Origin of the sequence: Streptomyces marispadix, from assembly GCF_022524345.1 — a bacterium.
GTDB lineage: Bacteria > Actinomycetota > Actinomycetes > Streptomycetales > Streptomycetaceae > Streptomyces > Streptomyces marispadix.
The window spans coordinates 1,995,653-2,009,510 of record NZ_JAKWJU010000002.1 but is presented as its reverse complement, the minus strand read 5'-3'; the positions used below and the strand labels follow the sequence as shown (position 1 = coordinate 2,009,510).

Below are 13,858 nucleotides of genomic sequence, written 5' to 3'. Positions count from 1 at the left end.
CCCTCGGACGCCCTGAGCCCGCCCCGGCGGCCCGTACGCCAGGGCCCGTACACCAGTTGCCCGTACGGCACCGGTGCGAGACCGCCGTAAAAAGGAGAGGCGGGGCGGGCCCGCCCGCTGATGTCATGGCGCCATGGTGTCCATCGACCGGCTGGCTGCCTTCGCCGCCATGTCCCTGGTGCTGATCGTGGTTCCCGGGCCCAGCGTGCTCTTCGTGATCGGGCGTGCGCTGGCGCAGGGCCGCCGTGCCGCGCTGACCACCGTGGTGGGCAACACCCTCGGTGCGTACGTCCTCGTGGTGTGCGTGGCGCTGGGAGCCGGGCCCCTGGTGGAGCGCTCCGCTCTCGCCTTCACGGTGCTCAAGCTCTCGGGCGCCGCGTATCTGGTGTACCTCGGAGTCAGGGCGGTGGCCCGGCGCGGGTCGCTGCAAGCGGCGTTCGAAGGCGAGGGGCCCTCGTACGGCGGCTTGCGCACGATGTGGGAGGGGTTCGCGGTCGGCGTCGCCAACCCGAAGACGATCGTCTTCTTCGCCGCCGTGCTGCCGCAGTTCGTCGACCGCGCTCAGGGGGACGTGACGGGTCAGATGCTGCTGCTCGGGCTGGTCTTCAACATCATCGCCGTGGGCTGCGACAGCGCCTGGGGTCTGGTGGCCGCCACCGCGCGGGGCTGGTTCGCGCGTTCGCCGCGGCGGCTGGCGATGGTCGGCGGAGCGGGCGGGCTCACGATGATCGGCCTCGGTGTCACGGTCGCGGCGACGGGACGCAAGGACTGAGAGCAGCGCTGTTCCCGCTCGGCGCGGCAGTGCCACCGCCCCCGCCCGGCGCAGGAGCGCCCGTCCCCGCTCAGCGAAGCAGCGCCGCCACGCAGTGCGCGGGCATCGGCTTGGCGAAGTGCCAGCCCTGCCCGGTGTCGCAGCCGATGCGGCGCAGCCGGTCCGCCTGCGCGGGGCTCTCGACGCACTCGGCGGTCACGGTCAGCCCGAGCTGATGCGCCAGCCGCACCAGGGCGGTGACGATCGTCTCGTCCGCCGGGTTCGGATGCCGTGCCGCGCGGAAACCGCTCACGAAGCTGCCGTCCAGCTTCAGCACACGCACCGGGAGGCGGCTGAGATACGCCAGGTTCGAATAGCCGGTGCCGAAGTCGTCGATGGCGATGCGCACCCCCATCTCGTTGAGGTCCTGAAGCGCTTGCAGCGGGCGCCCTGCTGAGCCCATCACGGCGGACTCCGTCAGCTCCAACTGAAGCAGTCCCGGCGGCAGTCCGGTCTCCTCCAGTACGCGTCTCACGTCGGCGACGAGGTCGGAGTCCCACATCTGCCGCACGGCCACATTGACGCTGACGTAGGCGGGCGGCCCCGCATGGTCCAGCATCCAGCCACGTGCCTGGCGGCACGATTCCTCAAGGACGTGGCGGCCCAGCGGCACGATCCCGCCGTTCTCCTCGGCGAGGCCGATGAAACGGTTCGGTCCGAGCTTGCCGAACTGCGGATGCTGCCAGCGCACCAGCGCCTCGACGCCCACGAGCTTGTCGTCGCCGAGGTCGACGATGGGCTGGTAGTCCAGTACGAACTCGCCGCGCTCGACGGCTCCGCGAAGTGCCGAGGAGAGCGCCTGACGGGTCATCCGGTGGGCGTTGCGCTCGGGGTCGAAGAGCGTCCAGCGTGCCTTGCCGTCGGCCTTCGCCCAGTACAGCGTCGTATCGGCGGCCTGCATCAGCTCCGTCGGGTCCGTGCCTTGCGCCTCCCGTTCGACGACGCCGATGCTGGCGGAGACCGTGAGCCGCTGCCCGCCCAGGTCGAAGGGCTGCTGAATGGCCTTCAGCGCGGCCCCGGCCAGGGCCGTGAGCTGTTCCGTACCGGTCGAGCCGTCCACGAGCAGTGCGAACTCGTCGCCGCCGAGCCTCGCGGCGAGATGCCGCTGGCCGCCGTCCTCCGCGCACTGGATGAGGCGTCGGGCCACGGCGTCGAGCAGTTCGTCGCCGACGCGGTGGCCGAGGGTGTCGTTGACGGCTTTGAAGCCGTCGAGGTCGATGTAGCAGATGCCCACGCGGCCGGTCGCGGTGTCGGACAGTGCCGTCGCCAGGCGCTCGAAGAACAGGGTGCGGTTGGGCAGCCGCGTCACCGGGTCGTGCATCTGGAGGTGGCGGAGCCGCTCGCGCAGATCGCGCTGCTCGCTGACGTCGGCCACCGACAGCAGGGTCTCGCCGTCGTGTGCGGTGGGCATCAGCGAGATCTCGGCCCACAGGGTGTGGCCGTCGGGATTCTTCAGGCGCCGGGTGCAGCTCATGGAGTCGCCACCGCGGGGTGCCGTCGAGGGGGGCGAAGTAGCCGCGCCGGCCAGCCCGTTGCGGATCGTGTTCCGGTCGAGGCCGAGCGAGGGCAGGTCGGTCACCGAGGTGGAGACGAGCGAGTCAGGTGCGGCGCCCAGGAGTGCGCCGAGCGCGTCGTTGGCGCTGACCACCCTGCCGTCGCGGTCGACGATCGCCATCGCGAGGCGGGCGGCGTTGAACGCGGCCCGGAAGTCGCTCTCCCGCTTCCGGCCCCGCCACTCCGATCTGCCGTGCCTGATGCCTCGTACGCGGCTACGGTGCGTGATTTTCTGCGGTGAAGTCCCGGTGGTCTCGCCGGAGTTCCTGCCCGGTCCTTCGATGGGTTTTCGTTCACCAATCGCTCCCGCCGGGGGGCTCGTCGCGTGCGGATCTGCCGGGCGGTCGGCCCGAGTTGCTGCATGGCGATCCGCGCTGGAAATGTGCCGATCATAGAGGTTCGGGCGTGAGCGGAGCCAGCAACCACGGCGTCCCACCGGGGCGTTGGTACGCGTGGGACGTAAGAGTGAACGCGAGGGTGACCGTTCCGGCAGTAGTGCGGGAACGGGCTCGACCGCGTACGGCTGCGCATCACACACAGTAGCCATATTGCCGCTCACGCGCCTGGTCTAACGGAACAGGACTAACAGGACATCCCGGGCAAAGGTTGAAGGGTCCCTGATCCCGTCCCGGTGAGGTCCACACGTGGCGCGTTCTACGAGGCACGGTTCGCGGAGACCAGCCTCCGTGCGGAGCGGATGGCGCCGCGCGGGGGCGGTCCTCATGGCACTCACCGCCGTCGTCGGAATGGCGCTCTTCGCGGGACCGGTCACCGCCGTCGCAGTCGCCGCACCGTGCGCCCTGCCCCGTACCGGAGCCCACCACTCCCTCGGCGTCGACCGCTGGGACCCGGCCTATCCGCGGCCCCGGCATCGCATAGACGCGGCGATGCTCTTCCTCTCCTTTCCCGACTCCCGCCCCCTGACCACCCCTCGCGAGCTGACCGCCGACCACTTCCCGGCCACGTCGGACTTCTACCGGCGTGCGTCCTACGGCAAGTTCCAGCTGCACGCGCACACCGGCAAGCACTGGATCCGGATGCCGTCCAGCTCCCGCTCGTACGGCATAAAGCGCGACTGGGACGAGCGGCAGCGCACCGACTATCTGCGCGACGCCATCGCCGCGGCGGACCCACGGGTCGACTTCGGCAAATACGACCTCGTCTATCTCGTCGCCGACCCCGACGCCCGCGGCGTCGACTCCGACGCGACGAAGGTCGTGAACTTCGACACCCCCATCGAGGCCGACGGCACGGAGCTGCGCCGCCTCGTCACGGTCTTCGAGCAGAGCCCCCCGGACCGCCATGTGCTCGCACACGAGACCGGCCATGCCTTCGACCTGCCGGACCTCTATCAGCGGCCGGCATCCGGAATGGCCGACTGGGACACCTACGTAGGGGACTGGGACCTCATGGGCAGCCAGTTCGGTCTCGCTCCCGATCTCTTCGCCTGGGAGAAGTGGAAGCTGGGCTGGCTCACCCGCCGCAATGTGAGCTGTGTGCCGGCCGACGGCGGGACCACCACGCACACGCTGCGCCCCCTGGGGGCGAATCCACTGGGAGCCCGCGGGGACCGGCGGCTGGCAGTCGTACGTACGGGGCAGTACGAGGCGCTGGCGATAGAGGCCCGCGACTCCGAGGGCAACGACCGTGGGCTGTGCTCGGAGGGCGTCCTGCTGTACTGGGTGCGCAGCGACCGGGCCTCGACGTACGGGCCTGTGAAGGTCGTCGACGGACATCCCGGCACCCACGGCTGCTCGGACGGCTCGGTCTATCCCTCGCTGGCGGACGCGCCACTGGGGAAGGGCGACTCCTATTTGACCGGCCATGGCGGCGGGGTGCGGGTGGAGGTTATGGGGCACACAGCCGGAGACAGGTGGCGGGTGAAGGTGACCCGCAAGGGCACCGGTGCCTGAGGGCGGTCTCGTGATCGGCCGGGAACGCGGACGCGCGCATGCGGAAGGCCCCCTCGCCTTGGACGAGAGGGCCTTCGCTGTGCACGTACGCCGTCAGGGACTCGAACCCCGGACCCGCTGATTAAGAGTCAGCTGCTCTAACCAACTGAGCTAACGGCGCCTGGTGACGTCATAGACCCTAGCATCACGGTCCGCAGTTCCGGAAATCGGTTCTTCGTCGCTCCCGGGCCCCCGACCTGCGCGTACGGAGGTGAGCGGCTGAGGGCCGGGACGTGCGGCGCGCAAGCGCAGGCAGGCGCGCAGCAGTACGCCGGCGCCGGGCAGCCAGGGGCGGCGGACGTCGGGGGCGACGAGCCAGCGTGACGGGCAGGGTGCCTGCTCCTCGTGGCCGGGGCGGAGGGCGGGGATGGTCACGGAGTCGCCGTAGCCGAGGCAGATCAGCGAGGGGAACGTTTCGGCAATCGCGTCCTCGCGTGAACTGCGCCACTCCTCCCAGGCCAGCAGCGCGGGCAGCCGCTGGGCCGTGCCCGCGGCGGCGAATAGCAGCACGCGGCCGCGGTGCACGGCGACGGGACCGCTGCCGGGACCGCTGGACCATAAGCGCTCGAGAATCAGACGGCCGGGCAGCGGCGGCGCGCTCACCACGTCGAAGGCCGTGCCGCACGGCAGGACGCTGGGCGAGGCGGGCCGGTGCAGCCAGAGCGCGTGCACGCTGGCGGTCAGGGTGCACGCGGAGGCGAGCCAGTCGGCGCCGGCGCGTGTGACGCAGGAGGCGCCGGGGGTGGCCGCGCACGCCGTGCCGCGCGGTGTACGGGCGGAGGAGAACCCCAGGCCGGAGCTGCCGGATACGCGGAGTCCGCCTGTGCTGCCTGACCGGCCCCCTCCGCCTGGTCCTCCTGGTCCGCCTCGCCCTTCAGGGGTGCCGGGCCCGTCGGGACTGCCGGTGCTTCCGGAACCGCCGCTGCTCTCAAAGCCGCCGGTGTTGCCGGTGCTGCTGCGGACTCCGGCGGGACGGGTGTGCCGTGGGGCAGCGTCCCTCTGCCAGTCACTCATGGAAGACAGATGTACAGGACAGGCAGGGGTCTTTTGCACCTTGCGAAGAAAATCGGACAAGCGGGGGCGGGGTCCAGTATCGTGCACGCTCGGCTTGCGTCCGATGACGGCGGGCGACGACGCGGCCCTCGAAGACAGGGGAGCAAGCCTCTTTCCGGCCGTCGTGCCGATGCCGTGCGTCGCCGGAAACCGCGCACCGGCCGTACGAGAGCGCGAAGCGCTACGGCACTTCGGCCGCGTAGCGACAGGCCACTCCGCGACCGAGTGCGGAGAGCGGCCGGGGGCGCGGCGAGCTACTGCGGGCCCCGGTCGGCGAGCAGCTCCCGGCCGAACTCGATCATCTTCCGTGCGTAGTCCTCCGACCAGTCGCCCCGCTCGGCCACGGCCGCATCCGAGAGCCGGTCGAAGCGCTTGGGGTCGGCGAGCTGCGCCGCCGCCATCGCCTGGAACTCCACGGCACGGTCGGCCGCCGCGCGGAACGCCAGCGCCAGCTCCGTCGAGCGCTCCAGCAGCTCCCGAGGATCGGTGATCGTGTCCAGATCGAAGAACTGCTCCGAGTCCTCCTTGTCCTCCGACGGCTCGAAGAGCAGAGGAGCGGGGCGGCGGAAGCGCGGGGCGCTCCCGCGCGGGTCCGGAGCCGAGTGCGGCTCGGGCATGTGCCTACCTCCATGTGTCACGTCTCAGCCGCCAACCACGGGCCGCCGTCGTCATTGTCCCGCTACGGGCCTTCGCTGTGCCAGGCCGTCCACCCGCTGGGCCGGGCGGTCGGCGGCGGCCTGCCGCCGTGGCCGCGCGCTCACCGCCACGGGATCTTCGTTCCTACGGACAACACCGCGCCGGGGCTCATGAATCCCAGGGCACCGTGTGGGCCGACAGATGGGACAGGACCGCGTGGTTGGCCTCCCAGCCGTCCGGGAACTTCACGGTGACGCCGAGCTGTACCGCCTCCGTTGCGGGGTGATCGTCCAGGAGTCGCGGGACGCCCGCACGGCACACCACGATGCACGCGTGCCTGTGGCGCGAGGTCAGCACGCACAGCCGGCCGGTCTCCAGATGGAACGCCGTCGCGTCGGGCCTGCCGGAGAGCGGATGGAGCACGACCGTCACGTCGAACTCACGCCCCTGGAGCCGGTTCGCCGTGTCGACGGCGACGTCCGCGACCCGTAGCTCCTCGGGAAGCCCCAGCCCGGCGAGCGCGGAGCGGACCGCCGCCGCCTGGTCGCGGTGCGCGGTGCCGACCGCGACACGGGAGGCGGTGAGCGGGACCGGACCGGTGGAGCGTTCGTCGGTGGTGGCGCCGCCGCGGGTCAGCAGCCTGCCCACGATCTGCGCGACGGCTGCGACGGCCTCCGGGTCGGTACGCGGGGTCAGCCGCTCCGGCAGTTCCAGCAGGCCCCAGCCGGAGTCTGCCGCCTCGTCGATCACCAGGTCGGGCGCGGAGCCGTCCCCGGCGGTGTGGAAGGTGAGGCCGCGGTCGTGGGGGCCGCTGCCGCTGCGGAACGGCGTGTACGGATAGAAGGCGTCCGAGACCAGCGGAGCCGCCGAGGCCGGAAGCCGCCATGAGACGGGAAGCCGGTGCTGCGGCAGATCCGGGTTGTGGGACAGCAGCGTCGTCACGGCGCTCGCGGACGGATCGTGAGTGAGGCCCGCCCACTGCTCCGAGCCGACCTGGCTGAACGGATCGAGCTGGCCCGGATCGCCCACGAAGAGCGCCCGCTCGAAGAGCCCGGCGACGGCGAGCAGCGCGTCGGAGCGCATCTGGTACGCCTCGTCGACGATCGCGTGCGGCCACGGCGCCTTCTCCGGATCGCGCTTCACCCAGGCCCACTTGGCCGCCGTGGACAGTACGACGGGCAGCCCGGCCAGGTCGGCGGCCTTGGCGGAGGTGACGACGCACGGATGGTCGTCGAGCGCCGGGTCGTACGGTCGTGGCTCACTGCTGTGCAGCCGCCCGACGGGCAGTTCCGGATCGGCGGCGGCCAGCCGGACGGCGAGGTCGTCGACCTGGGCGTTGGTCTGCGCGATGACGATCAACGGCCGCCCGGCCGCGGCCAGTTCGCGTGCGGCACGCACCACGAGCGTCGACTTGCCCGCGCCGGGCGGGGAGTCCACGACGACGCCTCGGCTGGTGCTGTGGAGGGTGTCGTGGAGGATCGCGTCGGTGGCGCGGGCCGCGGCGAGCGCCGGGGCATGGCCGGTGTCCGCGTCCGGGGCCGCGGTGGCAGGAGTGCCCGGACCTTCGGGCACTTCGGTCTCCACGGTGGCCGCGTCGTCGTCCGCACCGGTCGCAAAAGGGCCGGGTGGTGCGCTCACAGCAGGTCCTCGCTGGTGATCGGGTCGGGAGCGGGGAGGGGCGGCTGAACGGCCGGTGGGTTCGTCGCGGCGTCCGGCCCCGTGCCCGCCGAGGTGCCCGTAGCGGTGGTGTCTGCGGCGGTGCCTGTGCCTGTGTCTGCGGCCGGATGTGCGGCTGTGGCTGTGGCTGTGGTTGTGGCTGTGCCGGGCACGGTCTCGGCGGGCGGGCCGCCGTGTGTCCAGGGCGTGTCCTCCACCTCCGGCAACTCCGGCCCGCCGCGCGGCGAATGCTCGAAGAGCGTCCAGCAGAGCCGGTCGCCCTTCTCCGGCACCGTGCCGGGCGCGGGCTCCTTGCCCCGCCCCATGCCGCTGGTCAGCCGCAGCGTCACCAGGCCCGGCTCATGCTCGTCCTCACCCGCGAACTCGGCGCTCTGGCGGGCCCCTTCGGCCAGGATGCGGTGCGCCTTCGCGCCCGCCGCGAGATGCGGGCGGTCGTCCGTGCGCAGCGTGACCAGGGGCCGGGGCATCTGGCGCTTGCCTTCCGAGTACGCCATCTCCACCGCGGTGACCTCTCCCGCGAACGCCTCGCCGGCGAAACGGCGTTCGGCCATGACGAGCGGATCGTCAACGGCTTCCTGCGCCTCCAGGCGCGCCTGTTCACGCTCGCGCTGGGCGAGCTTCGCGGCTGCGGTCACGGCGTCGTCGCGGCGCGGCTGGGGAGGTTCCCCGCCGCGTACGCGGTCGCGGTGCGCGGTGTAGGACCAGCGGTCTCGCTTGAACCGCTCCGCGACATGGCCGCCCTCGGGCAGCGTCCGCAGCAGGTCGATGCCGTGCCATACCGCGTCCCAGGCGGGCCGTAGCTGGGAGGCGATCAGCTCGCGCACCTCGTCCTCGGCGCCCGGGACGCCCGCGTCGTAGCGCTCCACGGCGGGCGCCAGCAGCCTGTTGTCGAACGCCGGGTCGGTGGCCGGTCCGGCGGGCGGACACACCAACTGCCCCGCCGTGTCCCGCTCCACCTCCGCCCTGAGCGCCGCCTCGGCGCCGCTCAGACCCTCGGGCGGGTCGATCCATGCCAGCAGCGCGCCCAGGTGCTGGTCCTCCAGCGCGCTCTGGCCCGTGGCCCAGTGCCGGGTCAGCAGCTCGGTCATCGACAGCAGCAGCGAGGAGCCGGGCACACGGGCACGTTCGCCGTACTGCGTCAGCCAGCGGCCGAGCAGCGGGACCCGCGGGGGAGCGGGATACGGGTTGTCGGGGTCCTCCTCGGCGGTACGGCGGAAGCGCATGGAGCGGCCCAGCAGCCGTACGAAGTCGGCGCCGGGGCCGTTGGGGACGATCAACTGGGGTGCGTCCGCGCAGAGTTCGACCTGGACGGTCACCTTCTTGCCGGTCTCCGGGTCGGTCTCCTTGCGTTCCTCGAACTCGATGTCGTCCTGCGCGGACTCCAGGTGCGGCAGCACGACGTCGGCGAGACGGGAGAGGAAGGCGAAGCGCAGATCGCGGTCGCGCGGCTGCGGCACGACGAGCAGCTCGGGCCGCTCCCGGTCGGTGCCCACCAGGGCTCCGAGGGGCGCTCCCGCCTCGCCCGCCGTCGTCAACGGCACGAAGACCAGGGGGCGTTCGGCCAGATGCCGGTGGCGCACGGTCGTCCGCGGCTGTGCGCGCCCGGACGCGGCGGCCTCCATACGGGCGAGTGCGGCCATCAACGACACGGCGCCTCCCGCTCGGCAGCGAAGCGGACGGCAGGGACCGAGGCGGTACGGACGGCAGGAACCGCGGCGTTCCCGGCGCTGGGAGAGGCACCGGCGGCGGCATGGGAGGCACCGGCGACATGGGACGCATCGCCGTTACGGGTCCCGGGATTACGGGTCCTGGGCGGCGCAGAGATACGCGACGGCGCGGCGGTCAGCATCGGACGGCCCCTCCCAGCGCCTCCGCACGGAGGCTCGCGGCACGCCGCAGCGCCGCCGCCACGGGGTCGTCGGCGTCCGCACGCACGCCCGGGTCAGTGCCGGGACTCCCGTCCAACTCCCCGTCAACGTCCGCGTGTTCACAGTCGGCCGGCTGTCCGTACGCCCGCCGCCCGCAGGACCGCGTCGATCGTTCTGAAGCCGCCCAGCTCGCCGCGTACCGACCGGCCCAGCGACTCCACCGCACCCGAGGCACGCGCCCGCGCACGGCAGTGGAAGGCCAGTTCGCAGGTGGAGAGGCACTCGGGCGCGTAGGCGGCGGGCACCGAATCGACGGCGGAGGTCAACTCGGCGGCGGGCAGGGACGGATCGAAGACCGTGCCCTCGGGGAGCGTGGCCGCGATCTCCTCCAGCCTTGTGAGACGGGCGAGTTGACGCCGGGTGGTCGCACGCTGCTTACGGATGTCGACGCCGTGCGCGGTGGGAAGGTTGGTGAAGTCCTTCGGACACACCAGCAGTGCCTGCTCGCGGACCCTGCCCTCCAGGCCGGACTCGTCGAGAGCCAGCGCGTACACCGCGGCCTGGCGGGCGGCGGCCCCCACTTTCGCCGCGTCGGCCGAACCGTCCAGCACCGGAAAGGACTTGATCTCCGCGACCGTGCAACTCCCGTCCGGATGGACGGCGATGGCGTCCGGCTCCAGATAGGCCGTCGAACCGGCTACGTCGAGCGCGAGCATCGGATGGAACAGCAGCGTCCATCCGGGCTCCCGCGCGGGCCGAAGTGCCAGGCGCGTACGTTCTGTCCGGCCGGCGGGACCGTCGGCGGTCAGGTCCGGCAGGGCGATCCCGTCGGGCTCCGGCGGGCTCTCGCCCGTATTCGCGCACAGCAGCCGGATCAGTTCGGCGCCGCCGTCCGACTTGACCTTCGCCTCGAAGGAGTTGCCACGTGCGAAGGCGAACTGCGACTGCCCGAACGGGGCCGGAGCCCCCAACGACTGTGCCAGCGCTGCCTTGTCGACCCCCGCCCCGTCCAGCAGGGCGCGGCGGCGGCAGCCCGGATTCGCGGCGAGCGCGGCAAGGGCGCGGGCGTCCAGCGGGCGCGGTGGTACGTCAGGGCCGCCGCGCAGCTCGGCGAGGCGCCCGGCGCAGAGCGCTCGCGCTGCCGTCGGAGTGGGTCATCGGCGTCGCCTCGCGGAAGACTGCATTACCAGCGGAAGTGTGGCATCCATGACTGACAGACGCCTCGCCGGTGCCCGCGTGCCTGTCACCGTGCCGGGCCGTGCGGCGGCGAACATGGGGCGGCAAGTGCACAGCGGCAAGGGCGGAGACGGCTGCGGAGACGACGGCGTGCGGGCGCATGCCGGGAGCGTCCCGGGCACCCCGAAACGGCCTCGTCCGCCCTCCGACGGCTGAGAGAGGTTTCCCATGGCAGCGCGCATCCTGCTCGTACGGCACGGCAAGACCGAGTGGTCCTCGGCCGGGCGGCACACCAGCCGCACCGACCTGCCGCTCCTCGACGAGGGCCGCCGCGACGCCCGCCGCCTCGGCGAGCGGCTGGCACGCGAGCCGTGGAACGGGCTACCGGACGCCGAGGTGCGCACCAGCCCTCTCTCCCGTGCCCGCGAGACCTGTGAGATCGCGGGCTTCGGCGAACGGGCGGAGGAGTGGGACGCGTTGAGGGAGTGGGACTACGGCGCGTACGAGGGGCTGACGACGGACCGCATCCGGGAGGACACCGGCACCGACTGGTTCATCTGGCGTGACGGCGTGGTCGACGGCGAGAGCATGCGCCAAGTCGCCGAGCGTGCCGACGAGGTCGTGGAGTGGGCACGTTCGGCCGACCGTGACGTGCTGCTCTTCGCACACGGTCACTTCCTGCGCGTCCTCGGGGCGCGCTGGCTCGGGTACGAGACGCCGTTCGGGGCGTGCCTCTCGCTGTCGGCCGCGTCCCTCTCGGTGCTCGGCTGGGCGTACGGCATGCCTGCCGTCAGCCGCTGGAACGACACCGGGCATCTCGACTGAGCGACGGGCTCCCCGGACGCGGCGCTCCGGGTGAGGCTCCCCGGCCGGGGGCCCGACTGCCCTGCTCTCAACTGCCTGTCGCTCGGCGAGACTCCAGGGGCTGAGCTTCCAACACCCCGCCGACCCGGCATCACTTCACGCCAACAAAGCCCCCTCACGCCGTACGTGGCCGGGGCACCGCCGTCTGGCGCTGCTTCGCGAGGAACGCGTCGACCGAGCTGTCGCCCTGGTAGGGACGGAGCCGCCGCGCCGCCGTGCTCAGCATCGCGCGGATGCGTGCCGACTGGACGGGCCCCAGCAGCGCCAGGGCCTTGCCGCCTGCTTCGGCCGCCTCCGCCGGGCGCTTCAACGCCGCGAGATCGCCCGCCAGTTCGGCCGTGAACAGCGCCCTGTTCCGTACGAAGTGCGGGTCCTGGAGCGCGACGGCACGCTGCGCCTGTACCGCCGCACGCTCCCAGTCGTGCAGCGCCGACCAGCACTGCGCCTCCAGTCCGGCGAGTTCCGCCTCGCCGAAGAAGCTCATCCACGCAGGGTCGGGGTCGGCAGGGCCGCGTTCGAAGAGGGCGTGCGCCCTGCTCAGCGACTCCTGGCAGGCCGTACGGTCGCCGAGCCCCGCCCAGCCGCCCGCCTCGCGCATGCTCAGCAGCGCCAACAGCCTTGCGGAGCCCAGGTGTTTGGCCGCCTGCTGCCCGGCCTGCGCCGCGCGCACGGCCTCACGGGGGCATCCCGCGTCCCGAGCGAGGAAGGCGGTGTTGCAGAAGGCGTGGGCCTCCAGCGCGGGATCGGCGGCGACCCGGGCGGTGGCGAGCGCCTCGGCGTAGTGCGAGCGGGCGTCGCCGAAGCGTTCGGAGTCGTGGGCGAGCCAGCCCACGGAGATGGCGAGTTCACCCGCTCCGTTGTGCAGTCGGTCGGTGACGGACTGGCGGCTGGGCGTACCCGAGTCGAGGAGTTCGTAGGCGCTGCGCAGCGAGTCGCCGGCGCGCTGATAGAGGGCGTCCGCGCCGTGTCTGTCGTCGAGCAGCCGGATTCGCCGTACGGCCTGCTCGAGTGCTTCGGCCTCGGCCTCGCCGACTCGCCGGTGGGGATGTACGGACACGGTGCGGCCGTCCGCGGCCGTCGCCACGGCGCCGAGGGGTGGCATGGCGGTCAGGGCGGCTGCCGGGCCGCCGATCATGAACGCGCGACGTAGCACGTCGCTCTCCTCGTGGATCTCGGAACAGTCTGAACAGAACGTGCAGGTGAGGAAGTCGGGACAGGCCGGCGAACTGCCAGAACTGCTGGGGTTTTCGGGGGTGTCAGGGTTGATGAGGCTGCTGTGATTTGCGTGACTGCTGGGAATACAGGGACTGTTGGGGCTTCTGTGATGACCGTAGAGCGTACGGGATTCAGCGTTCTGCGATGTCGCGTACGGCGGCGAATTGTCACCTCCGTAAGCCTCTCGGGAACGGCGGGCCGCCCTGCCGCGCACGGCCTCGCGTGCGGAGAAGCCCATGTCGGTGAGGGTGCGGCCGGGGAACATGTGCAGAAGGACCCGCTCGTAGGCGTAATTGGGGCAGCGGATCTCGCCGGCCTCTACACGGCCGATGTAGCGGGCGTCGCAGGCGACGTGTTCACCGATCTCCCGCCCGGCCCGGCGTACGGCGGCGGCGAACTCGGCAGGCGACAGTGTGCCGCGTAGCTGCCGGAATGCGGTGTTGGGCGCGCGGAGCGGGCCCTGCGACGCGGATGATGACGACGCCATGGCCGGACGGTACCGGCTGTCGCGGGGTCCTCACGCTGGGTTCCTCTACAAAACGGATATCTCACCCATCATCTGCCATGAAGTGCCATCCTTTGTGACGTGGTGTGCCGTAGCCCGTTGACGGCCCCGGCCGTTGAACCCTGCATGACCACTGCGGAGGAACTCGGAGGAGGGGTCCGGATGGACACCGGCCTGGGAGTCCGCACCGTTTCCGGCGGTGTGCCCTGCGACTTGGTGACCGTGCCCGCACGGCAGGGCCTGGAGGCGGTCGACATCCTGCGTCTGCGGGACGGACTCGGCCCGGTATTGCTGTGCGACGGGGAGGGTGACGAGGTGGGATTCCTCGTGCCGCCGGGCACGGCCGCGTGCTGGGATCTGCCGGGCAGCGCCTGTACGCAGACCCCCGGTCGGCCCAGAACTGCCGTACAGGAGCCGCCACTTGAGGGTACGGGCTGGCTCGTGCCGCCGGAGTGGGCGTTCGGGGTGGCCACGGATGCGTCGCTGCTGCGGGCGGCGCTGGGGGAGGCGGCCCGCACGATCGAGGCCGTCGACCGCTGTCAGTGAG

Annotated in this window: 11 protein-coding genes, 1 tRNA gene and 1 pseudogene; 5 read left to right on the top strand and 8 right to left on the bottom strand. The window is 72.0% G+C overall.

Going from position 1 to position 13,858, the window contains the following annotated elements:
• Nucleotides 1-133 precede the first annotated feature (133 nt).
• A complete protein-coding gene (locus MMA15_RS08555; protein WP_241058527.1) occupies nucleotides 134-772 on the top strand; it encodes a LysE family translocator in 639 nt (212 codons plus the stop codon).
• A gap of 70 nt (nucleotides 773-842) precedes the next feature.
• Here MMA15_RS08555 and MMA15_RS08550 read toward each other — a convergent pair whose 3' ends face one another.
• Nucleotides 843-2,567 carry a putative bifunctional diguanylate cyclase/phosphodiesterase gene (locus MMA15_RS08550; RefSeq protein ID WP_308290610.1) on the bottom strand — a complete coding sequence of 575 codons (1,725 nt, stop codon included), beginning with the start codon at nucleotides 2,565-2,567 and terminating at the stop codon, nucleotides 843-845.
• Nucleotides 2,568-3,087: 520 nt separating this feature from the next.
• Between MMA15_RS08550 and MMA15_RS08545 the strand changes: the two genes are divergently transcribed.
• Nucleotides 3,088-4,278: a M6 family metalloprotease domain-containing protein gene (locus MMA15_RS08545; protein ID WP_308290528.1), complete on the top strand. Its 1,191-nt coding sequence runs from the start codon at nucleotides 3,088-3,090 to the stop codon at nucleotides 4,276-4,278.
• 86 nt (nucleotides 4,279-4,364) lie between these two features.
• Here the strand turns inward: MMA15_RS08545 and MMA15_RS08540 are convergent.
• The 6 genes and pseudogenes from MMA15_RS08540 to MMA15_RS08515 all read right to left on the bottom strand — a co-directional run bounded on the left by MMA15_RS08540 (nucleotide 4,365) and on the right by MMA15_RS08515 (nucleotide 10,657).
• A tRNA-Lys gene (locus MMA15_RS08540) sits at nucleotides 4,365-4,438 on the bottom strand.
• Nucleotides 4,429-5,331, bottom strand: coding sequence for a hypothetical protein (locus MMA15_RS08535; protein WP_308290527.1), 903 nt, complete (start codon nucleotides 5,329-5,331; stop codon nucleotides 4,429-4,431). The genes MMA15_RS08540 and MMA15_RS08535 overlap by 10 nt, the downstream gene beginning before the upstream one ends.
• A gap of 293 nt (nucleotides 5,332-5,624) precedes the next feature.
• Nucleotides 5,625-5,987: a DUF8844 domain-containing protein gene (locus MMA15_RS08530; RefSeq protein WP_241058525.1), complete on the bottom strand. Its 363-nt coding sequence runs from the start codon at nucleotides 5,985-5,987 to the stop codon at nucleotides 5,625-5,627.
• A 187-nt stretch (nucleotides 5,988-6,174) separates the two neighbouring features.
• Nucleotides 6,175-7,578: an AAA family ATPase gene (locus tag MMA15_RS08525; protein WP_372498328.1), complete on the bottom strand. Its 1,404-nt coding sequence runs from the start codon at nucleotides 7,576-7,578 to the stop codon at nucleotides 6,175-6,177.
• A gap of 62 nt (nucleotides 7,579-7,640) precedes the next feature.
• Nucleotides 7,641-9,332 (bottom strand): hypothetical protein, encoded by a 1,692-nt coding sequence (locus MMA15_RS08520; protein ID WP_241058524.1) that lies wholly within the window; start codon nucleotides 9,330-9,332, stop codon nucleotides 7,641-7,643.
• Between the two features lie 193 nt (nucleotides 9,333-9,525).
• Nucleotides 9,526-10,657, bottom strand: a pseudogene (locus tag MMA15_RS08515) (hypothetical protein).
• A gap of 100 nt (nucleotides 10,658-10,757) precedes the next feature.
• Between MMA15_RS08515 and MMA15_RS08510 the strand changes: the two are divergent.
• A complete protein-coding gene (locus MMA15_RS08510; protein ID WP_241058523.1) occupies nucleotides 10,758-10,943 on the top strand; it encodes a hypothetical protein in 186 nt (61 codons plus the stop codon).
• A gap of 12 nt (nucleotides 10,944-10,955) precedes the next feature.
• On the top strand, nucleotides 10,956-11,552 hold the full coding sequence (locus MMA15_RS08505) for a histidine phosphatase family protein (RefSeq protein WP_241058522.1): 597 nt from the start codon (nucleotides 10,956-10,958) through the stop codon (nucleotides 11,550-11,552).
• Nucleotides 11,553-11,706: 154 nt separating this feature from the next.
• Here the strand turns inward: MMA15_RS08505 and MMA15_RS08500 are convergent, their stop codons facing one another.
• Entirely contained in the window at nucleotides 11,707-13,293 is a 1,587-nt protein-coding gene (locus MMA15_RS08500; RefSeq protein WP_241058521.1) for an NsdA family TPR-like regulatory protein, read from the bottom strand.
• Between the two features lie 180 nt (nucleotides 13,294-13,473).
• On the opposite strand from MMA15_RS08500, the gene MMA15_RS08495 reads away from it, so the two are divergent.
• Nucleotides 13,474-13,857: a hypothetical protein gene (locus MMA15_RS08495; protein WP_241058520.1), complete on the top strand. Its 384-nt coding sequence runs from the start codon at nucleotides 13,474-13,476 to the stop codon at nucleotides 13,855-13,857.
• Nucleotide 13,858: the final 1 nt, after the last annotated feature.